At 46.6% G+C, this 21,826-nt stretch carries 20 protein-coding genes; 8 read left to right on the top strand and 12 right to left on the bottom strand.

Going from position 1 to position 21,826, the window contains the following annotated elements:
• Positions 1–24 precede the first annotated feature (24 nt).
• Positions 25–792: an ion transporter gene (locus tag ABJO30_01010; protein MEP3231386.1), complete on the top strand. Its 768-nt coding sequence runs from the start codon at positions 25–27 to the stop codon at positions 790–792.
• Between the two features lie 64 nt (positions 793–856).
• Here ABJO30_01010 and ABJO30_01005 read toward each other — a convergent pair whose 3' ends face one another.
• Positions 857–2,620, bottom strand: a complete 1,764-nt coding sequence (locus ABJO30_01005; GenBank protein ID MEP3231385.1) for a methyl-accepting chemotaxis protein — start codon at positions 2,618–2,620, stop codon at positions 857–859.
• Positions 2,621–2,792: 172 nt separating this feature from the next.
• On the opposite strand from ABJO30_01005, the gene ABJO30_01000 reads away from it, so the two are divergent.
• Complete coding sequence (locus tag ABJO30_01000; GenBank protein ID MEP3231384.1) at positions 2,793–3,371, top strand: TetR/AcrR family transcriptional regulator; 579 nt, start codon at positions 2,793–2,795, stop codon at positions 3,369–3,371.
• Positions 3,372–3,653: 282 nt separating this feature from the next.
• On the opposite strand, the gene fliJ is transcribed toward ABJO30_01000, so the two are convergent.
• Both fliJ and fliI read right to left on the bottom strand, forming a co-directional pair.
• Entirely contained in the window at positions 3,654–4,061 is a 408-nt protein-coding gene (fliJ, locus tag ABJO30_00995; protein MEP3231383.1) for a flagellar export protein FliJ, read from the bottom strand.
• Between the two features lie 38 nt (positions 4,062–4,099).
• Entirely contained in the window at positions 4,100–5,443 is a 1,344-nt protein-coding gene (gene fliI / locus ABJO30_00990; GenBank protein MEP3231382.1) for a flagellar protein export ATPase FliI, read from the bottom strand.
• A gap of 324 nt (positions 5,444–5,767) precedes the next feature.
• On the opposite strand from fliI, the gene ABJO30_00985 reads away from it, so the two are divergent.
• The gene (locus ABJO30_00985) at positions 5,768–6,469 is read left to right on the top strand and encodes a response regulator transcription factor (protein ID MEP3231381.1); all 702 of its coding nucleotides are present in this window, start codon (positions 5,768–5,770) and stop codon (positions 6,467–6,469) included.
• A 153-nt stretch (positions 6,470–6,622) separates the two neighbouring features.
• Here the strand turns inward: ABJO30_00985 and ABJO30_00980 are convergent, their stop codons facing one another.
• The 7 genes from ABJO30_00980 to ABJO30_00950 form a co-directional block, all read right to left on the bottom strand.
• On the bottom strand, positions 6,623–7,468 hold the full coding sequence (locus ABJO30_00980) for a protein-glutamate O-methyltransferase CheR (GenBank protein ID MEP3231380.1): 846 nt from the start codon (positions 7,466–7,468) through the stop codon (positions 6,623–6,625).
• Complete coding sequence (locus ABJO30_00975) at positions 7,465–8,727, bottom strand: chemotaxis response regulator protein-glutamate methylesterase (GenBank protein ID MEP3231379.1); 1,263 nt, start codon at positions 8,725–8,727, stop codon at positions 7,465–7,467. The genes ABJO30_00980 and ABJO30_00975 overlap by 4 nt, the downstream gene beginning before the upstream one ends.
• A 47-nt stretch (positions 8,728–8,774) precedes the next feature.
• Positions 8,775–9,143: a response regulator gene (locus tag ABJO30_00970; GenBank protein MEP3231378.1), complete on the bottom strand. Its 369-nt coding sequence runs from the start codon at positions 9,141–9,143 to the stop codon at positions 8,775–8,777.
• Between the two features lie 31 nt (positions 9,144–9,174).
• Entirely contained in the window at positions 9,175–9,639 is a 465-nt protein-coding gene (locus tag ABJO30_00965) for a chemotaxis protein CheW (GenBank protein ID MEP3231377.1), read from the bottom strand.
• On the bottom strand, positions 9,636–12,338 hold the full coding sequence (locus ABJO30_00960) for a hybrid sensor histidine kinase/response regulator (protein ID MEP3231376.1): 2,703 nt from the start codon (positions 12,336–12,338) through the stop codon (positions 9,636–9,638). Before ABJO30_00960 ends, ABJO30_00965 begins: the two co-directional genes overlap by 4 nt.
• 178 nt (positions 12,339–12,516) lie before the next feature.
• On the bottom strand, positions 12,517–13,158 hold the full coding sequence (locus ABJO30_00955) for a histidine phosphotransferase family protein (GenBank protein MEP3231375.1): 642 nt from the start codon (positions 13,156–13,158) through the stop codon (positions 12,517–12,519).
• 88 nt (positions 13,159–13,246) lie between these two features.
• Positions 13,247–13,729 (bottom strand): YHS domain-containing (seleno)protein, encoded by a 483-nt coding sequence (locus ABJO30_00950; GenBank protein MEP3231374.1) that lies wholly within the window; start codon positions 13,727–13,729, stop codon positions 13,247–13,249.
• Between the two features lie 125 nt (positions 13,730–13,854).
• On the opposite strand from ABJO30_00950, the gene ABJO30_00945 reads away from it, so the two are divergent.
• Both ABJO30_00945 and ABJO30_00940 read left to right on the top strand, forming a co-directional pair.
• Positions 13,855–14,487, top strand: a complete 633-nt coding sequence (locus ABJO30_00945) for an EipA family protein (protein MEP3231373.1) — start codon at positions 13,855–13,857, stop codon at positions 14,485–14,487.
• A gap of 94 nt (positions 14,488–14,581) precedes the next feature.
• Positions 14,582–15,805: a hypothetical protein gene (locus tag ABJO30_00940; GenBank protein MEP3231372.1), complete on the top strand. Its 1,224-nt coding sequence runs from the start codon at positions 14,582–14,584 to the stop codon at positions 15,803–15,805.
• A 10-nt stretch (positions 15,806–15,815) separates the two neighbouring features.
• On the opposite strand, the gene ABJO30_00935 is transcribed toward ABJO30_00940, so the two are convergent.
• Positions 15,816–16,199: a hypothetical protein gene (locus ABJO30_00935; GenBank protein MEP3231371.1), complete on the bottom strand. Its 384-nt coding sequence runs from the start codon at positions 16,197–16,199 to the stop codon at positions 15,816–15,818.
• Positions 16,200–16,234: 35 nt separating this feature from the next.
• Between ABJO30_00935 and ABJO30_00930 the strand changes: the two genes are divergently transcribed.
• On the top strand, positions 16,235–17,335 hold the full coding sequence (locus ABJO30_00930) for an RluA family pseudouridine synthase (protein MEP3231370.1): 1,101 nt from the start codon (positions 16,235–16,237) through the stop codon (positions 17,333–17,335).
• A 2-nt stretch (positions 17,336–17,337) separates the two neighbouring features.
• Here ABJO30_00930 and ABJO30_00925 read toward each other — a convergent pair whose 3' ends face one another.
• Positions 17,338–18,255 carry a DMT family transporter gene (locus ABJO30_00925; protein MEP3231369.1) on the bottom strand — a complete coding sequence of 306 codons (918 nt, stop codon included), beginning with the start codon at positions 18,253–18,255 and terminating at the stop codon, positions 17,338–17,340.
• 238 nt (positions 18,256–18,493) lie between these two features.
• On the opposite strand from ABJO30_00925, the gene ABJO30_00920 reads away from it, so the two are divergent.
• Together ABJO30_00920 and ABJO30_00915 are read left to right on the top strand one after the other, a co-directional pair.
• Positions 18,494–19,786 carry an adenylosuccinate synthase gene (locus ABJO30_00920; GenBank protein MEP3231368.1) on the top strand — a complete coding sequence of 431 codons (1,293 nt, stop codon included), beginning with the start codon at positions 18,494–18,496 and terminating at the stop codon, positions 19,784–19,786.
• Between the two features lie 43 nt (positions 19,787–19,829).
• Positions 19,830–21,809, top strand: coding sequence for a hypothetical protein (locus ABJO30_00915; protein MEP3231367.1), 1,980 nt, complete (start codon positions 19,830–19,832; stop codon positions 21,807–21,809).
• The last annotated feature ends 17 nt before the right edge of the window (positions 21,810–21,826 follow it).

Below are 21,826 nucleotides of genomic sequence, written 5' to 3'. Positions count from 1 at the left end.
CAAGACAAGTGAGCAGGTTCGAAGATGTTGGAATTACGCCGCAAAATTTATAATCAACTTGATCCAAAAGTGTGGACGGGAGACGGCATGTCGCCGCTCAATGCGGGCATATTGATTGCCGTGTTGATTAGTATTTTCATCGTCATACTCCAATCTGAACCCGTTATTTTCGCAGCCTATTCCTCCATTTTCATTGGATTGAATTGGATCTTTGCTATCGGTTGCTCCATCGAATACATCGTGCGCCTTTGGGCCATGGGTGAGGCCGATGAATATCGTGGTGCCACGGGGCGCATACGCTACGCCTGTACGTTTGCCAGCGTGTTAGATCTGGTTGCAACGGTGTCCATATGGATAGACCTCATCTTCGGCATTCCGGGTGTTTATGGTTTGCTTTGCCGCATGGCGCGCGCGTTGCGCGTTTTGACCCTATCGCGAAACAGCAAGGCAGGCGTCGCTTTGCGGTTGTTGCTTGTGGCCTGTTATGAAAGAGCGACAGAATTACTCCTCAGCCTCATGTTGACCCTAACCGTCATGACAATCACGGCAACCGCCTTGTTCATCATAGAAGGACAAGCGCAACCCGAAGCCTTCGGCTCAATCCCCCGCGCCATGTGGTGGGCCGTCGCAACCCTGACCACGGTCGGCTATGGTGATATCTACCCCATAACCGTCGCCGGAAAATTCTTCGCCAGCATCGCGACGCTGACGTCGATTGCGATTGTCGCAATGCCAACAGGTATTTTAGCAGCAGCGTTTTCTGATGCGTTTCAGAAGATGAAGAAGGATTAGGGGTGGGCGGCAATGCCGACCAAACAATCCCACACCTTAATGAAGTCAACCGTGACAAATTGCATCAAGCAACCTTAACTTCAGTCAGGAAGTTCTCGACGTGTGACCTCACAAGTTTCGTTTTCTCACTTAAATCACTGGAAACACTGGTCACCTGCGTTGCCGCTTTATCTGTACTATCAGCCACAGTTGTGAGGTCTTCCATATTGACTGTTACCTCACGAGTGGCATCGGCAACTTGAGTAACATTATATGATATTTCTTCGGTTGCAGTATTTTGCTGCTCAACGGCAAAAACAACGGTGCCAGTAATCTGGTTGACCTCTTTAATAGTTGTTCCAATTAATTGAATGGCATCAACTGCTTCGCGTGTTTCTTCTTGAATAGCACTCACTTGCTGGCTGATTTCGCTAGTTGCATTTGCCGTTTGGCTTGCAAGTTCCTTAACTTCGGACGCAACCACCGCAAAGCCACGCCCTGCTTCGCCAGCGCGTGCTGCTTCAATTGTCGCATTGAGCGCAAGTAGGTTGGTTTGCTCTGCAATATCTGAAATGATTTTCACCACCTTACCAATTCGTACGGCGGCTTCCGAAAGCCCTTGTATCTGGTTGTCTGTATGATTTGCCTGTTGCACAGCCTTGTCAGTAATCTCTGATGATTTATCAACTTGCAGCTTAATTTCATTAATCGAACTGGTTAGTTTCTCTGTGGCGCTGACGACATTTTGAACATTTACGGCTGTCTTTTTAGCAGATTCTGCCATCATCGATGTTTTGCAAATGCTTGTATCAGCAATCTCTGACATCGAAGTAGCCGTTTGCTGCATTTCACCTGAAGCAGTTGCCATGACCTGCAATAACGCTGAGATATCTCTGTCAAATTCTCCTGTCATCTGTTCTATGTGCTGCGATCTACGAGAGCGCAATTTCGTCTCTTCAACTTCACGCTCTGTCGACGACCGAGATTTTCTCATATTGTCTCTGAATACTGAAGCTGCCGCCATGATATCACCCACTTCATCACCGCTGGTCGAGCATTGAAATTCGGCATCTAAATCACCATCGGCAAGTTTAAGAATAACGCCTGTCACACAATTTAAAGCTCGTGCAGATCGAATGTTCCACCAGGCAAAAAAACCTCCGATGATCAGAGAGATACCACAAGCAAGAAAAGCAAGTGAGACAAAGCTTTGAGAGATTGAAAGTGTTTCAGCAGCTATCTTTTGGTTTTCATTTTCTTTCGCATCAATAAATGCATTAATCCGAGCCAACCAATTGATAAACGCCGGACGAGCTTTGGTAATCACCGTTTGTCTGGCTTCTTCAAAGTTGCCAGATAGCTTAAGACGAATAACTTCTGCGACTAATGGCATAGTTTGTGTTTCAGCAAGCTTGATAGCCTCAAGCAAGTCTTTATCGCCGACCCGAACATTTTGGGGGTTTTTGAACATTTCTTCCATTTTGATTTCGGAATCAACATAGAATTTTTCTAATGTTCTTATTAGTTCTATTTCTTTTTTCACATCGACCGCATCATCCAAAACAACATCGCGGATCGCGATAGCGCGGTCATGAACGCTGCCACGGAAATTGATTGCAAAGCGTTGAGCGACGCTATTTTGATCAATCATTGCCGTTAGATTGCCATCGATTTGATTTACCCGCCAACCAGCAAATATCGTAATTGCAACAATCAAAGTTAATATTGTTCCAAAGCCTATTATCTGCCTCGCACCCATACGGATTGGTCGTATTTTATTCATTAGACTGCGCTCTCCTAAATTGAAAATACTGCTAAAAGGCCACAGCACATCAAGTTCTTTTGCCACCGATTTCAAACGATTTAATTAGGTATATAGATATATCTAATTTTAGATTAAAAAAGCATCACCCACTTTTAGGTTGACTGCTACGATATGATGGGTTGCAATAGGTTTTGCCGCACGTATAAATTATGAAATATTTTCAAGTTTTGTTTGATAATTACTAGCGTTGGAAACCATGGGCAGAACAACAAAACGAGATATCATTTTAGACACAGCAGAAACGCTTTTTGAGAAACAAGGTTATGCCGCCACTGGCATCAATCAGATAACCAAAGAAGCTGATGTTGCGGCGATGACGCTCTACAATAATTTCATCAATAAGGATGCACTTATTCTTGCTGTGCTGGAGCGCCGATCAAAAAGTTTTTTTAAATCACTAGAATTACAAGCCGATGAAGAAAAAACTGCGCCCCACAAACGAATTTTTACAATTTTTGATAAGTACGATGTTTGGCTAGAGAGAGAATTCCACAAATCAGATGATTTCACGGGATGTATTTTTGTAAAAGCGTCAGTTGAGTTTTCCAAACCTCAGCATCCAGCACATAGATTTTCCAATGACCACAAACAGTCAATCATTCAGTTGTTCAAAGATGATTTGATAGAACTAAATTGCCCTGATGTTAATGAGATGGCTCTGTCTCTTCACCTTTTATTGGAAGGTGCTTTGGTTCAAACCCACCTGCTGTCAGATTCAAATTGCGTAAAGCGGGCAAGAAAGATGGCTGAAAAACAGTTGGAAGCTTATTCTTGATTTGGACAATTGAAAACGGCTTCTGAGGATATTGTCAGCATACGTTTTGAATGAAGAAATTTCCTGCGTTCACGACGTCAACGTTGCCTACATGCTGAATTCTTTGAAACCTTCTAAATACGTCATGCCTAAATGACTGCGTCGGAGCGTTGCAGCAATAGTTCAGTCTGCAAACCAAGTAACGACTTAGCTCTGCGCACTCAACCTGCCCCTATGCACCCCCAAAACAAAAAAGCGCGGAGCTTTCGCTCCACGCTTTTTCGAGTGTCTCGGATAATCGCTTTAACCGCGCGCCATGCGCATGCCGACTTCGTCAAGTTCGGCTTGTTCAGCAGCTTCAGCTTCCATTCGGCTGCGACCTTGGTCGCGCTCTTCTAGAAGTTCAACTTTTTTCAACTCTTCAACGGCTTCGCCAAGCGCATTTTGTGCGGCTTCTAGCTGCCCTGAAAGGTCTTCAGCTGATTGCAGAAGATTATCTCGACGGGTCATCGCAGCTTTTGCGAAGGTCGGATAAGCAAAGTGCGTAATATCAGAGATACCACTGCGCTCTTGTTCTGCTAAGATTTGGTTGTCGAGATCGGTTGCCATGCGCTTAAAATCATTGACCATGATTTCAATAGCAGATAACTGGCGACGCTTCTCGTCAACTTGGAATTGTTTCAAACGAATTAGGCTTTCACGCGATTTCATACTCAATACTCCCCGTGACACTATCGATCACTGTAAACTCAATTGCTTAATATAGCCTCAAGAGCCTGGAAACCTTCTGTTAGGGATGTTGCATCACCCTTTCCTTGGGTCAAAAACGTCTCAAACGCAGGGTGGAGCTCAATTGCGTTGTCTACAGCCGGTGTTGTTCCCGCCCGATAAGCGCCCAATTGAATGAGTTCTTCCATGTCTGCGTAAGTCGCCATGTGATTTTTTGCCTTTTTTATTAAAGGTCGAAATTCTTCTGGCGTACTATCTGGCATCGATCTTGAGACCGATTTTAGCACATTAACGGCAGGATATCGTCCGCGTTCTGCAATGGCCCGTTCCATCACTATGTGACCATCCAAAATACCGCGCACGGCATCGGCAATCGGCTCATTATGGTTGTCGCCTTCAACAAGCACTGTAAACAGCCCCGTTATAGAGCCGTTCCCATCCGTGCCCGGCCCTGCCCGCTCTAGCAATTTTGGAAGTTCGGTAAAAACGGTTGGCGTATAGCCGCGTGAGGTTGGTGGTTCGCCGGCTGCCAAGCCAATTTCGCGTTGAGCTTGGGCAAAGCGGGTAACACTATCCATCAAGCAGAGAACGTTTTTGCCTTGGTCGCGAAAATATTCGGCCATGGTCAAGGTCATGAAGGCTGCTTGGCGACGCATGAGGGCTGATTCGTCCGAGGTCGCGACAACCACAATTGCGCGCGCTAAGCCCTCTTCTCCCAAATCATCTTCGATAAATTCTTTAACTTCGCGCCCTCGTTCTCCCACCAGACCGACAATAATCACGTCAGCAGCAGAATTTTTTGTGAGCATAGAAAGCAAAACAGACTTGCCAACACCGGAACCTGCAAAAATCCCCATGCGCTGACCAAGGCAGCAGGTGGTGAAGGTGTTAATAACTCTGACACCCATATCGAGCGCTTCGCCAACCCGGTTTCTCGTGTGGGCAGGTGGCGGATTTTGTCTTAACGGATAAGGCAAATCGCCTCTTATTAAGTCGCCTTTTCCATCCACAGGATCGCCCAAAGCATTCACCACGCGGCCTAACCAATGCATGCCGGGGCTTACAACTGCTTGTCTTGCAAGAACTTTTGCGGGGCAGCCAAGACGCACGCCTTCAAGCGAAGAAAACGGCAAACAGCTTGCAATCTCCCCTTCAAAACCAACAACTTCACAAAGAACTTTGGTGACGCCGTCGCGTTGATTGCCACTTTCAATGAGCAAACGTGTGCCCACATTCATCTCATGCAAAGGGCCTGCTATTTCCACCAACAACCCACGCACACCGACCACACGACCGAAAAGATTAACAGGCGTCGCACCATCAACAAGTGTGTTTAATCTCGTAAAAGTTGCATTTTCTGCCATCAAAACCTACTTTGGTAACCTTTCGTTCATACTTCCCGTTAACAATATGCGAAAGGGAATTTGTGATTTGTTTACCCATATCACGTGCCTAAGGGCGAAAAAGATTCGTGTTTCAGTCTACCACTTTTAAGACTGCAGCCTCAATTTTTCTCACTCTTAATATTTAATGCACTGGATATGAAAATAAATTCGTTAAGACCCTTGCAGGATGGAATCAGAATTTGTTAACCATTTCTGAGTAGCGTCCTGAGTCGAAGGTTAATAGAACCCCCACTAGTGTTCGCATTGGGCTGAAAACACGGTGGATCATACAAGGGGATTAGCATGCGAGTCTTGCTGATTGAAGACGACAGCGCTACAGCGCAAAGTATAGAGCTAATGCTCAAGTCGGAAGCATTTAATGTGTATACGACGGATCTAGGCGAAGAGGGTGTCGATCTCGGCAAACTGTACGATTATGATATCATTCTCCTCGACCTAAACTTACCAGATATGAGCGGATATGAGGTTCTTAGAACCTTACGTGTCGCAAAGGTTCAAACGCCGATTTTGATCCTTTCAGGCCTCGCTGGTATTGAAGATAAGGTCCGTGGTCTTGGCTTTGGTGCTGATGACTATATGACTAAACCTTTCCACAAAGACGAACTGGTTGCTCGTATTCAAGCAATTGTTCGCCGCTCGAAAGGCCACGCACAGTCAATCATTACAACGGGCGACCTTAAAGTGAACCTCGACACGAAGACTGTCGAAGTAAACGGTCAGCGCGTTCACCTCACTGGCAAAGAGTACCAGATGCTCGAGCTTCTCTCATTGCGCAAGGGTACAACCCTTACCAAAGAGATGTTCCTCAACCACCTTTACGGCGGTATGGATGAGCCAGAACTTAAAATTATCGACGTATTCATCTGTAAGCTCCGCAAGAAATTGGCAGCTGCAACAGATGGCGCGAACTACATCGAAACAGTATGGGGACGCGGCTACGTGCTTCGTGAACCATCTGAAGAAGAGCTTCTGCAAAGCGCATAAAGCGAACCTTCTTAAAACAAATACAAAAACCCGCATCTTTTGATGCGGGTTTTTTATGTTCTTCAGCCCTTTATTTACGCAAAATACATCGCCCCCTCCCCTCCTAAAAAGGAGCGAATGGGGATTGTCACCATAAACGTGTAACGGATTTAATTAGGCTGAGAGAACCTGTTTCACTGCTGCAGCGTGCTTATCAGTTCTAAAGATCGTTCGGTCTTGCTGATCTACAGTAAACTTATCGCACACACCGACAACTGTTTCAGCGCCACCAAGCATCAAGAAGCCGTCAGGCGCCATCACAGTATGCATCTTTTCTAAGACAGCTTTTTTGATATCTACGTTGAAATAGATCAAAACATTGCGGCACAAAATAATGTCGTATTGAGGCATTCCGATGAATGGAGACATCAAATTGAACGGTTGGAATTCAACCATTGATTTGATTTCAGGTTTCAGCTTCCATAATTCACCAGCCTGATCGAAATATTTCAACAGCATTTTAACAGGCATACCGCGTTGAACTTCAAACTGGCTATAAATGCCGGCTTTCGCTTTTTCCAACACTTGGGTCGAAATATCCGTTGCCGTGATTTCAAGCTTATGACCAGCCAGCAAATCAGCGTTCTCACGACACAAAATCGCGAGTGTATAGGCTTCTTGTCCAGAAGAAGATGCTGCACTCCAAATACGAATAGGACGTCCTACAGGACGATTATCCAGTATTTCTGGAAGCGCGCGCTTCAAAAACAAATCGAATGGTTTGCCATCGCGGAAGAATGATGTCTCTGTAACAGACATGCTCTCAATAACATCGCCAGCAAGCGTCCCGTTCGGGTCACTCCGCACCATATCAAACAGAGCTTTATGATCAGCAATGTCATGACTGCGCATTACAGATGACAAACGATTTTCCAGCAAATATTGCTTTTCTTTTTGCAAAGACAAGCCGGAACGCTCTTTCAAAAATTTTGCGAAGAAGTCGAAAATTTCAGGGGTCATAGAGTGCCCTCCTGAACGATTTTCGATATCTTTTTGCCTATTGCATCGAGCGGAAGTTTTGCCGAAGCAATGCCTGCGTTAAACGCAGCACCTGGCATGCCCCAAACGATGCTTGTCTCAGCATCTTGGACCAGCACGTTGCCGCCTTTTTCAATGATATCACGTCCACCAAGAACGCCGTCTTTACCCATTCCAGTCAAAATGACGCTCAGAACTTTGTTTCCATAAAGTTTGCTGATTGAAGTGAACATTTTATCGACTGCAGGCTTACAAAAGTTCACTTGCGGCCCATCATCCAAAACAACACGCGTATCGTCACCTGATTTTTCGAACACGAGGTGTTGATTTCCAGGCGCAACATAGACATGGCCAGGTTTCAAGATATCGCCAGCTTCGGCTTCTTTAACAATCAAGCCACAGGCTTTATTCAAGTGGTCTGCAAACACCGATGTAAAAGACTTAGGCATGTGCTGAGTAAGAACAATCGGTATATCACCCAAAGCATTTGCGGCCTCTTGCAACACTTGCTGCAACGCTCTCGGCCCACCTGTGGAGCTACCTATGCAAAGTATCTCAGGCTTACCTTGCTTGAAAGGAATGAGCTCGTTTGCACCAACTTCGGCCTTCGTTGATCGTAATTTATCGAGCTTTTCACGACCAGAGTTTAAAGCAGCGCTACCGCCCATAGTTTTTGCGCTCGCGCCCGACTTTGCATCAGTAGAAGGACTGTCAGCCTTTGAACGCAAAGAAGAATATGGCGAAGGAACAGATGGTTTAGCCCGCTCCGTCAGCATTTTTGCCTGACCACCATGCCCAACACACAACGCATTAATACGCGTAATTAGATCGACACGAAATTCATTAGACGTGGATAGCCCGCTATTGGTTGATGGCTTCGCAATATATTCATGCGCGCCTTTTGCAAGTGCGGTCAGACTGATTTCAGCATTTTTGGTAGATAAGCTGGACGCAATCAGGATGCGGACGTCTGGACATGCACGAAGAAGATGCGGCAACGCCTCTAATCCGTCCATTTCAGGCATTTCAATATCAAGAACAACGAGAGTTGGTTGAACGTCAGCAATTTCGCGAACAGCGTGTAGACCATTATGACATCGGGCTACAACTTCAACGTTTTCTTCAGCCGATAACCAGCGACTTAACAATCCCCTTACGACTGCGGAATCGTCAACAAGCATGACTCTAATTTTCCGACCAGCATCGGCATTAGATCTATCTGTAGTCGCTAATCGACCCATTACTACTCCCGCTAGGAAAACTACCTAGTTGCCACCAGAGTTTAAAACTAGTCGATTAACCCGACTTCTTGGAATTTTGCTTGAACAATTTCGCGATCAAATGGCTTCATGATGTACTCATTAGCCCCTGCACGAATAGCTCGTGCAATGTGCCCAACATCATTTTCAGTGGTACAGAATACAACTTGTGGCTTTTCACCATCCGGCATATCACGCAAAGCAGATAGGAACTGCAAACCATCCATGACTGGCATGTTCCAATCCAAAAGGATGGCATCCGGCATTTTGGATTCACATTCATCCAATGCCATTTTCCCATCTTCTGCTTCTGTTATTTCAAAGCTCAGATCTTCTAATATTCTACGTGCAACTTTTCTAATTACACTTGAATCATCGACAACAAGACAATTTTTCATTTCAGGCACCCATTTATCTTACACTTATATGCTAAGCAGCGATGCGCTCCATCATACTGCCAAGTAGCTTCTCTACGTCCAAGATTACCATCAGTTGTCCTTCTAAACGATGAACGCCCGCTGATATATTTGTCCAATTTTTATTTAAATTTGTCGGGTTAGCTTCTCGGCTATCGTCAGACAAGTTCAGCACTTCGCCTACATTATCGATAATAAAGCCATAAGATTCGCCACGATACTCAATACCAACAGCCATTTTGATGCCGTCTTCGTCGCGATCGCCCAAACCAAGCAAGCGGCGCATATCAATTGCGGTCACGATACGACCACGTAGATTAAGCACACCTGCTATCTCATTTTCAGAGCGTGGCACCCGCGTAATGCTCTCAGGCATAAACACATCATGCACTTTACCAATTGGTATACCGAAAAGTTGGCCACCAATAACAACTGTTACATACTGCGTCGTGTTTGAATCGAGTTCTTGTTCGTTCATGCCGCCAACTCCAGCTCATTAGAAAGTTCTTTAAGGGATGCAATCAAACCAGGACGGTCAAATTTGGCGACAAAATCATCAAACTGACTTTCACGGCAACGCTCAACCAAGGATGGTGTGCATACCGATGAAATTGCAAGAAGTGCAGGACAACCATAGCTCGGTTTGTCATGAATAATCTTGGCAAGATCAAAACCGTTTGATCCGCGCATTTCAACGTCGGCAACAACCACATCAAAGACATGAGCCTCGTTCAAAATTTCTTTTGCAACATGAACGCTTGAAGCTGTTGTTACGCGGTAACCTGCTGCCTGCATGATTGGCGTCAACATATTTCTAAAGAATTCAGATTCTTCAACAAACAGAAGTTTGCGAACCCGTTTATCATCTGACGTGTCTGAGTGAGTAAACCAATCTTCAAATGCAAGTGGCAAATAATGACCAATATCGAGGATCTCAGTTGCCTTACCTTTGATAACCGCAGAACCAACCACACCGACATTTTCTGACGTAACTTCAATATCAAGTTGGTCTTCAACAATGTCGACAATCTCATCAACAACAAGCCCCATAGAGCGGCCAGCATCCGAGAACACCAACATTGGCTGTGATCCATCTTCGCGACGCTGCATTTCGTCATCAACATAAACGAGTGGCATCAAAGTTCCGCGATATTGAACAAGATCGCGTCCATTTGAGTTCTCAATTTCAGAAACATTCACCTCTTCGAGGCGTGTTACAAGTGACAATGGCACAGCTTTTGGTGTGTTTGAACCAGCGCGGAAAAGCAACATAGAAGTTGTTTGATTTTCGTTGCTCGTAACGATCTGCTCTTGTTCGCTCTTGCGATTAGCCTCGTCAGCAGCACTTGTGCTCACGCCTTCGGCAACGCCATTCGGATCAACGATCATGATCACGCTACCATCACCCAAAATCGTGTTACCTGAGAACATATTGACATTTCTCAACACGGTAGACATTGGCTTAACGACAATTTCTTCAGTGTGGAACACACCATCAACAACAACGCCGAATGATTGTGAACCCACCTGCATTACGACGATGAAGCCGCTCTCATCAGAAATTTCCTTATCGTTAACCTCGTCCCCTTCTGAGGAAATCCCCAGCAAGCGGCCCATTTGCACCAACGGCAACAGCTTGTTGCGCAATCGCAAAACAGGCGTTTCTTTGATGCGTTCAATATGATGTTCGCTATTGCTTTCAGCTTGAACCAGCTCAACAACAGACAATTGTGGGATCGCGTAACGATCGCCAGCAACCTCAACAATAAGCGCGGAAACAATCGCCAAAGTGAGTGGAATTTTGATGGTAAAGGTTGACCCTTTGCCTGTGATGGATTTCACGTCAATCGTGCCACCGATTGTCTCAATGTTGTTGCGAACAACATCCATGCCAACACCACGCCCAGAAACACTGGTTACTTCTTGCGCTGTCGAGAGGCCTGCATTGAAGATATATTTTTGAATTTGGCTCTCAGGCATGCTTGCGATTTCGCTTTCGGTCGCAAGACCGTTGGAGATCACCTTCTCTTTGATCCGTTCAAGGTTCAACCCGCGTCCATCATCGACGATATCAATGATGATATGACCGCCTTCATGGTAAGCAGAAAGCTCGATCACACCTTTTTCTGGTTTCCCAGATTTACGACGTTCATCCGGCGTTTCCAAACCATGGTCTGCAGAGTTGCGAACCATGTGGGTCAAAGGATCCTTGATCATATCAAGGACTTGCCTGTCCAATTCAGTTTCTGCACCAACCATGCGCAGATCAATGTCTTTTTCAAGTTCGTTTGCTAGATCGCGGACGATACGAGGGAGTTTTTGCCATGCATTACCAATTGGCTGCATGCGCGTTTTCATAACGCCTTCTTGCAACTCACCCGTTACATTCGAGAGACGTTGGAGAGGAACCTTAAACTCAGATTCCTCATGGCGTCTGGCAATTTCTAAAAGCTGATTACGGGTCAAAACCAGTTCTGACACCATGGTCATCAGGTTTTCCAGCGTATCAACATTTACTCGGAGCGATTGCTGACTGACAGGTTTAGCCGTGCCTTCAGCTTTCTCACTTGGTTCTTTTTTGGCTGCGACAGGTTTCACAACCTCTTCGACAACTGGTGTTTCTTCGACTTCAGTTTCCATAAATGCGCGTTCAAGCTCATCTAGTGAGACTTCGCCAGGACGCAAGTCGCGTTCTAGTTCTTGAACGACAAGTGGATCATCTTCCACTTCTGCTGAAGCATCATCATCTGTTTTATCTGGCTTTGGTGCGGCTGCTGCAGCGGCGGCTGCTGCAATTTCATCAGCCATTGAAATAGCGTTGAGGGAATCGATAAGGTCGTCGTCGCTGCCTTCAGGTTCCGTACCATCAGATTCTTCAAGACCGACGAGAATTTCTTTCAACCGATCGATCGATTGGAGAATAAAGGAAACACCATCTTCTGTAACCGGTTTGCCATCTCGATACTTCCCCATAAGGGTCTCGCCAGCATGGGCAAGAGCTTCCAATCGAGGCAAGCCTAAGAAGCCACAGGTACCTTTTATCGTATGTACCAATCGAAAAATATTATCGAGTATCTTCTCGTTGTTTGGTTCTTGCTCAAAGCGAACAAGTTCCAAGTCCACAACATCGAGACTTTCAGAAGTCTCAGTCAGAAATTCTTGAAGTAGGTCATCCATTACCAACGCCACCAATGTCTATTTCCGGCAATCCGGACGGTTTTGATCAGCGTTGAGTTTCCATTCAAACTGTTAACATAGGCTAAAATTTAAGGTGAAAAATGTCTAAATATCGTACTTAGATAGATTTTTTTTGAAAATTTTCCCAATTAACGTCCGTTTTACTGCGTAGTGAAACTCACTGCGCAGTTAACACAACATCATCACCATCATTGACAATATTGATTTGAATTTCGCAAAGTTTTGCAAGTAACCAACAATAATACGGCTGCACATTATGGGCATCAACCTTGCCGTCTTCAAATTTACCCTTTGCAATATTGGCCGCTTCTTCAGGTACACGTGCTTTTGGTCCTGAACAAACAAGTTTGAAGCTTGGTTTATCTGCGCTCTCGTCTTGCGAAACGGTAATTTTGCCACCCTGCGGCACGCAGTTCAGCGCCAACATGACAAGATTGAGCATAAGTTTAACTTGGTTCTTCGGCAGCAATTGGCGGGTAACCGTCCATTCCAAATCTGGCTTTTCTGATACCACATAACCTTGTGCAACTTCCTCGGCGTCGCCTGTATCAATTTGAGCGCCCGCTGAGCCAGCAGCGCCAAATGCGATGCGAGCAAATTTTAATTTGGCAGACGCCTGTGTCGCACTTCTGCGCACCAGATCCATCGCCATGTCGCGCATAGAGCCATCAATGTCCTCATCCATTAGCTCAAGCCCATTGGTGATTGCACCAACTGGAGAAATAATATCGTGACAAACTTTGCTACACAATAATGCACCAAGGTCACTGGCTGAAAGTTCAGTAATAGTATCGCTCACACTTTTCTCCAAAGGGCACTCAAAAGCCCGTATCCGCATTTATAATTGTTGAGGTACGATGTCTTGCACCGCTAAACCACCCTTAAATTCAACGAACAAGCTGTGGACTTAGTTTTTTCCACTCCAGCCGCCCGCTTTCTACGTAGTTAGTAGGTTTTAAAGCCCACTTGTTTCTTGCACTCACAGAGTGAAAGAAAAATAATTGATTCTCGTAAAGAGCCCAAATCAAAGGATTACCATCCGCCAAACGCCCTGTTGCGACAGCAAAAGCGCCGTAACCATTAAATTGCGGCAAGAACGCTTCTGGCGCATCAAGGAAACGGTCTGCATTCGCAGAATTGGTAAAATGCCAATAATGGCCATCCCACTCCACTTCATGAGAATCTTGCCCCACAATAGCTTGCTGCTCAGTGAAATACGAAACAATATCATATCCATGCATGGCAATGCCCGTTGAGGGATTGATCACATAAATATCTGATGTTGTTGCAACCGAAGATCGTGGCGTAAATGCTAAGGTCATCAGCATGGCCACAAATATGCCCAGAACAAACTTAATGATCGACTGCATGTAGGTTAGACTCTGTAAGTGATTCGGTTCGAGGCTAAATATTAGCCCGACATTTTGGACAAACAGTTAAATTCCGGCCCGTTTATAGGTCGACTTTAGATAAATATGGATGATGAGAGCCTTTGATGAATTTTATAAATGCTAAATCAATAGTCAAGCAAGGTGCCCAACGGGTGGTTAGAGCAACGCTGGTATCAGCTTTTCTAGCCACTGCGATAGTCAGTGTTTTAGATACAGGAAAAGCACAAGCACAGGCGGCACAAATTGACACCAATGACACGTTCAGTGTCCAAGAGGTCGTCAACACAGGCCATCGCTTCTTTGGCGGCGTATCGGGCAGTCTTGCAAGCGTTGTAGAACGCGCTTTTTCCAAATACGGCTTACCTAATGGCTACATTTTGGGCGAACAAGCCGCCGGTGCCTTCGTTGGTGGTCTTCAATATGGCGAGGGTGTCCTTCACACCAAATCCGCAGGGCAATACAAAGCCTATTGGCAAGGGCCAACGCTTGGTTGGGACTTTGGCGGTGCTGGCACCAGAACGATGATGCTTGTCTATAATTTATCAACAATCGAAGCGCTTTACCGTCGTTTTCCTGGCGTTAGTGGCTCTGCTGTCGTTATCGGCGGCGTAGAAATGTCGGTTCGCAAACGCGGCGACATGATTGTTGTTCCCATCAGAAGCGGCGTTGGCGCAAGGTTGGGCGTTAACGTTGGTTATCTAAAATTCACCACTCACCCTACAATTAACCCGTTTTAACCTCGAAAATTCTGTTCATCCGTGTATAAAGGCGAGAGTTTTTGGAGTTTAGCCTGAATTGATACAGATAGCCCTATACGTTTCTGCGGGTTTTTTGACAGCCGCGCTTATCGCATTGTTGGCGCTTCCCTTTTTAACGGGACGTGCCGCAAACACGGCTGTGCGAAAACTCAGAGCGAAGCTGCCGTTTTCAACTGCTGAGATGGCAGCAGAGAAAGACCAACTCAGAGCTGAGTTTGCGATCGCCCTTCGCAAGGTTGAGATTGATCTCGCCAAACAGTCTGAAAAAGTCGCGAGCCAAAACATAAGCATTCGAAAACTAACCGAAAAGCTAAATGGCGCCTCAAAGGTTAGCAAAGCAAGCAAATTGGCTTTGGAAGAAATTCGCTCAAAAGAGCACGACCTTAACGAGCGCCTTCGTCAGCGAGATGCCCAATATGCTGGCCTCGAACAACGATCCAGACAAATGCTGCGCGAGAACCGCGAATTGAAGCTGGAATTGCAAAAAGGAGGCAAGGACATCAAAGCGATACTGGCTGGACGCTCAGAAAAGACGCTCAGCAAGGGACCTTCTACCAGCAAATCTGGCCTACCAATTGCCGATGTTGCTCTTGCCAAAGAAGAGGGCGAGCTTTCAGTCCAACATTTGCGCGAGGCTTTGAGTGAAGCACGCCGCGAAAACCAAGTGGCAGAACGTCAAATCAAAACGCTAAAGAAAAACTTAGCGGCCGGAAAAGACAACGCTGGTGATATCAAAGCACAATTGCCAAAAGCCGCCGTTCCCCAAAATCTTGGTGGATCAGAAGATGCCATTCAGGCTGAAAACAAATTAGAGCGCTATCCTGATGTGCAAGACCAAATTTTGGACTTAGCAGCAAGCCTCACCGCGATTACTTCTTTATTAGAAGAGGATGATCCGAAGGTTAGCAAGATTTTGAAGGATACCGAGCCAAATTCTGAGGGAGCTCTAGGCGCGCGCATTAAAGCTTTATTGGATGCTGAAAAAGAGCCTGCCGCAAAAACAAAACGTAAAACGCCATTGAAGGCGCAGGCTGGAACGCAGGCAAGCACTGCTAAACCAGCAGAACCTTCCAAAAAAGATGAGCCTGCAAAAGAACTTGAAACGGCAAAAATTGAAATGCCTGACGTCAAAGGTTTAAAGCTTGCAAAAGATGCTCGCCCACAATCGGCGACAAAACGTGCCCCTGCTTCGAGTGCCCGCAAAAAAGCGCTTCCGTCTCAAAGTGAGAAAAGCCGCAGCAAAACAGCGCAGTCAACCAGCAGCGGCACAGCGACCAAGAAAACAGAAAAAGCTTAAAACTGCTCGCTTATTTCGCAGGTAATTCCATAACGCTATAAACTTGCCATGTCGGTACGTGGATCAACAACACACCGCCGCCATTTGCATCATTATAGCTGACGGCAAGGTTTTCACCTGACAAAGATGTATCGATAATGTTAGCGCCATCAGGCAGCGGATAACGTGCACGGCGCACGTCAGCATCGGTCACAACCGCCGGCACTTGATAGACGGAGGCTTCTTGCTCAGCACTTTGGTTGATCTTATAGATGATCGCAGCAACAACAGCGCCAAGCCCCAAAACCATTACAAGCGTTGAGCGCAACATTAAGCGTTTCAGCTTTACTTGCACATTTTGAATGGCAGGATCGAGTTCTTCTTCTTGTTTTTCGTCATTGAATGGGTCAGACACGGTATACCTGTTTACTTACACTGAAAGAAACGCCAATGGCTGAAGAGCCAACACCGGAAGCAATGCCTCCAAGTTCCGACGAACTCATATCCGAATTTTCAACAAAGCGCACCCCTTTGGATGTGAAATCTCTGGAAAGCGGAGATCAGTTCTCTTTTGCTGTGGAAGATGAGGATGCTGGCACGCGTTTGGATGCCTTTTTAGCGATGGTCATTGAAGGTGTTTCGCGCAATCGCTTGAAGGACTTGGTGAAGAGCGGACAAACAACCATTGACGGCAAACAACAGGCAAAACCAAACACCCGCCTAAAAGCCGGTGAAATTGTTGGCCTGATTATGCCGCCCGCTGAAGACCCAACGCCACTGGGTGAAGATATTCCACTCACCATTGTCTATGAAGATGATGATTTAATCGTGGTGGATAAGCCCGCCAATATGGTCGTTCATCCTGCTGCTGGCAATTGGACTGGCACTTTGGTCAATGCGCTCATCTATCATTGTGGTGATACGCTATCAGGCATTGGCGGGATCAAACGGCCCGGCATTGTTCATCGTCTCGACAAAGAAACATCCGGGCTTTTGGTCGTTGCTAAAAATGACCAAACCCACCAAGGCCTTACCGCTCAATTTGCCGACCACGGCAGAACTGGCCCACTACGCCGTGCGTATAAAGCGATTGTGTGGAACGAACCAGCACGCGCCAAAGGAACGATCCACACGGAAATCGCGCGCTCCGTCAACAATCGCTTGAAGATGGCTGTGGTTGCAGCTGGTGGACGTGAGGCCATTACGCACTACGATATTTTAGAAGCCTTTGGGCGTGAAGCAAACCATGGAACCGCCATGGCGAGCCTTGTCGCCTGCCATCTAGAAACAGGCCGCACCCATCAAATCCGCGTCCACATGACCCATATCTCCTGCCCGCTTATTGGCGATCCAGTTTACGGCACTGGGTATCAAACAAAGTCAGACCGCTTACCAGATACGATTGGCGGCAAAATCAAGACACTAAAACGCCAAGCGCTGCACGCATTTTTATTGCAGTTTGAACACCCAATCACGGGCGAAACCATGCGCTTTGAAAGTGAATTACCAAGTGAGCTTACAGCTATACTTGAACCGCTTCGAAAACTCTAAATTTAGGCCTTCTTAGCAAAATGCTGAGCCACGAAAATACCGCCTAAAACCAAAACCATCGCCAATGCATGATACCACCGGAACGCTTCGCCTAGTATCAACACAGACAACAGCGCGCCGAATATGGGCACAGAGTTCAAAAACAGCGCAGCATTGTTTGCACCCAACAGTTCATTGCCCCTGATGAAGCAAGCCTGCGCAATGATAGATGGTCCAATCGCAGCATAAGCAACAACACCCCAACCAAGCGTTGAATGCGGCCAGATGAATTTTGTTGTTGTCCACTCATAAAGGGCAAACGGTATTGAGACGATGCCTGCAATGAAAATCAAGGTAGATAAGAAGCTCATCCAATGCATTTTGGGTTTTACCCGCAAACCAACGCTATACCCCGCGTAAGAAAAAGCAGCAAAAATCATGATGACGTCGCCTTGGTTGAATTCCAAACTAAGCAAGCGGTTGTAGTCACCACCGCTTACCGTCAACAAAACACCCACCAGCGTCACCGTATAACCAACCAATTGTATTGGCAGAGGTTTTGCACGAAAGACGATGAAATTGATCAAGAAAATGAACATCGGCATCGCGGCCTGTTCAATCGTCACATTAAGAGCTGTGGTGTAAGTAAGCGCTGAATAAAGCATCAAGTTAAACAGGGTAAAGCCAATAGGCGCCATCAACACAAAATACCAAATATTCGCGCGAATAACATTCCAATCTGCAACCAAATGCTTTCTGGCAATAAAAGCAACGATGATGGAGGCTAAAAACCAGCGAAAAAAGGTGAGTAACATTGGCGACACTTCGCCATTAGCAAGTTTACCCGCAACCGCATTGCCACCCCACAAAAAAGCAGCAAAGAGCAGCATGATCCCGCCATTGTTCACAATTGCAGACAAGCCTGATGCTTTTTGCGTCATAATTTATCGTACCTTTTAGTCGCAACCATCTATTCAGCGTCGATAAATCGCTGTTTGCAGGGGAAAAGCAAGTGATTTAAATGGAATTGAGTGCTAAATGAAACTCGGCACTCGCAAGTTCGCCGCAAAGCTTCTATAAACCGATGGCCCGACATAAGAGCGTGAACGCTGATTTATGGCGGGTTTTTATTGAAGACAGATCCTGTGTCAGGATGACAAAAACGTAGGAAACCGATCGTTGACAAATGTAGCAGTTGTTGGCTCCCAATGGGGCGATGAAGGTAAAGGTAAGATTGTAGATTGGCTCTCAGAGCGCGCAGACGTTGTCGTGCGTTTTCAAGGCGGCCACAATGCAGGTCATACTCTCGTAATTGATGGCACCTCCTACAAACTCAGTCTCCTGCCCTCTGGTGTTGTGCGCCAAGACAAACTCGGCGTTATCGGCAACGGCGTGGTTGTTGACCCTTATGCTCTCGATGCAGAAATTTCCCGCCTGCGCGAACAAGGTGTGAATGTCTCCCCTGACAATTTGAAACTAGCTGAAAACGCGACGCTCATTTTATCGCTTCACCGCGAACTTGATGCCATCCGCGAAGGCTCCAGCACAGGCACAAAAATTGGCACGACAAAGCGCGGCATTGGCCCTGCTTATGAAGACAAAGTTGGTCGCCGAGCGATCCGCGTTATGGACCTTGCCAACATGAAAACTCTCCGCGCCAAAGTTGAGCGCATGTTGGGCCACCACAACCCACTGCGCCGTGGTCTTGGTGAACCAGAAATTTCCGTTGATGCGATCTTCGCAGAACTCGAAGACATCGCGCCGAAAATTTTACCTTACATGGATGCTGTTTGGCGCTTGCTTGACCAAAAACGCAAAGACGGTTCACGTCTTTTGTTTGAAGGTGCACAAGGCGCTCTTCTCGATATCGACCACGGCACCTACCCGTTCGTAACATCATCAAACACCATTGCAGGACAAGCTGCTTGTGGTTCTGGCATTGGCCCTGATTCGATTGGTTATGTTCTCGGCATCACTAAAGCCTACACAACAAGAGTGGGTGAAGGTCCGTTCCCAACAGAACAAGATAATGAAGTTGGTCAATTCCTTGGGGAAAAAGGCCACGAGTTTGGAACAGTGACAGGGCGCAAGCGTCGCTGTGGCTGGTTTGATGCTGTTTTGGTGCGTCAAACATCCAAAATTTCAGGCATCACAGGCATCGCGCTCACAAAGCTTGATGTTCTGGACGGCATGGAAGAACTTAAGATATGCGTAGCTTATGAGCTTGACGGGGAGCGGATTGATTATCTGCCTGCCTCTGAGGGAGCACAAGCGCGGGCCATCCCAATTTATGAAACATTGGAAGGCTGGAGTGAAACGACTGTGGGTGCAAGAAGTTGGAACGATTTACCAGCACAAGCTGTTAAATATGTGAAACACATTGAAGAATTAATCGAAACGCCAGTGGCTTTATTGTCAACATCTCCAGAGCGTGACGATACTATTCTTGTTCAAGACCCATTTCAGGACTAAAGTTAAACAAATAACGAGTTATTGAAAAAGATCTGGAAACAATATGGCTGACTACCGTTCCATTCTAGACCGTGCAATTGACGGGCTTCAGAACAATACAGAAGAAGCGCGCCGCGCTATTTATGAAAAAGCGCGGGCTGCTTTGATGCGACAACTGTCGTCGCTTCAACCAGCCCTCTCTCCTGCGGAAATTTCCAAACAACGTCTTCAACTTGAAGAAGCTGTTCGCGAGACAGAAGGTAAGTTCACAGGTGTGGGCGCTTTGGAAGATGCAGTCTCCGATGCGCTTAGTGATTTGGATTTGAGCGCAGACGCCAACGTTGTTGAGGCAGAACCTGCAGCTCTTCCAGAGCCAACTAATCCAGAACCGGTGGCTCCTGCTGAACCTGTTGTTGAAGAACCCAAAGTTGCAGAAGAAGTTTCAACTCCTGAGCCTGTTATCGAAGAGCCAGTTGCAGTAGAGCCATCAACACCTAAAATCCCAGAGCCTGAGCCAGCCGTTGTAGAAACACCGAAGGTTGAACCTGAAGTTCCAGCTGCAGCACCAGAGCTACCAACAGTTGATGTTGCTGAGCCTGTGCTTGAAGTCCCAACAATGGATACACCAAGTGTTGAGACACCAAGCGTCAAGGTGGAAAGCCCTGAGATAGATGTTGAACCCGCACCGATTGATGTTCCATCTGTCGACGTGGAGCCTACACTTCCTCCAGTGACGAAACCAGATGTTGATATAGCGGCACCGAAAGTGGACGCTGATGACGTCAACATTAAAACGGCTGAGTTGGCACTGCCTTCTGTCGATACGCCAGAAATTGCCCCGCTTGATGAACTTCGCGAGACAATGGCTGCTGATGGGATAGATATTCCACCCGTTAGTGATGAATTCCCGACGCCCCCTCAAGAAGATTTCTCAAGTTTCGAAGCGCCAGACCCAACCTCTTTCAGTCCAGAAGAGACTATTGCTGCGGTCGAAACCAAAAAATCTAGTGGCAAAGGCCTATTTTGGGTTCTTGCTCTGCTTATCCTTATTGGCGGCGGTGTTTTTGGTTGGGCACAACGTGAAGTCGTGGGCCCGGTCCTGACACAGTTCACCGGCCAAGTATCTGGTTTCATTTCTTCGCTTGGAAGTTCTGAAACAAACGCGCCAGCTGCGACACCAACAACTCAACCGCCAGTCGACACAGATGATGACAACGCTAAGAGCGAAGATCGCATTCCAACAGCAGGCGGAACAGACGACAACATCCAGCCGGGTACGCGCATCACGCTACCTGATTCAACACCATCGACTGATCCAGTCGTGATTACCCCTCAAGCGCCAGCGTCTGAACCAACACAGGATCAATCACGTACCGAGAGTCCTGGGGCAGAAACAACGCAAGCGGGCGGATCTGTCATTGCGCAGCCATCAACCAGTGAAACAGTTCCTGCGGCTGACGCTGCGCCGCAAACAACGACGCCAGCTTCAAATCTATTCTCATCAAGCGCCATCCTTTACGAAGAACGGCCTGAGAGTAATCAACCAGGTGTTTCTGCCGGCAATGTCATTTGGGAAATAGTACCAACAGGCAGTGAGGCGATTGGCTCTACAGGACTTCCATCAGTTAAAGGCAGCGCTCGCATTGAATCACGCGATATCGCGGTACGCTTTGAACTCATGCGCAACCTTGATCCTAACCTACCAGCAAGTCACCTTATTGAATTTGAGTTCACACCTGGCCCATTGTTTAATGGTGATGAGATCAACAATATTGCTGGCGTGATTGCCAAACCAGAAGAACAAAAGAATGGCAATCAGCTGAAAGGCGCAATCGTCAAAGTTTCTGAACGGGTTTTCTGGGTGGCAATGTCTGCACAAGCAGCCGATCTTGCATCCAATACTGATGCATTGCAGCAGCAAAACTGGTTTGATATTCCACTGGTCTTCAAAAGCGGAAAACGCGCAATCCTAACATTGGAAAAAGGCGCAGCCGGCAAAAAGGCAATTGAAGAAGCGTTCAAATCTTGGCAGGCAACAAACTAAAAAGCCAGCAGGTTAAA

This window comes from Hyphomicrobiales bacterium (genome assembly GCA_039973685.1).
GTDB lineage: Bacteria > Pseudomonadota > Alphaproteobacteria > Rhizobiales > JACESI01 > JACESI01.
Note: the sequence above shows the minus strand (reverse complement) of the source record. Positions and strands in the feature narration are given on the sequence as shown.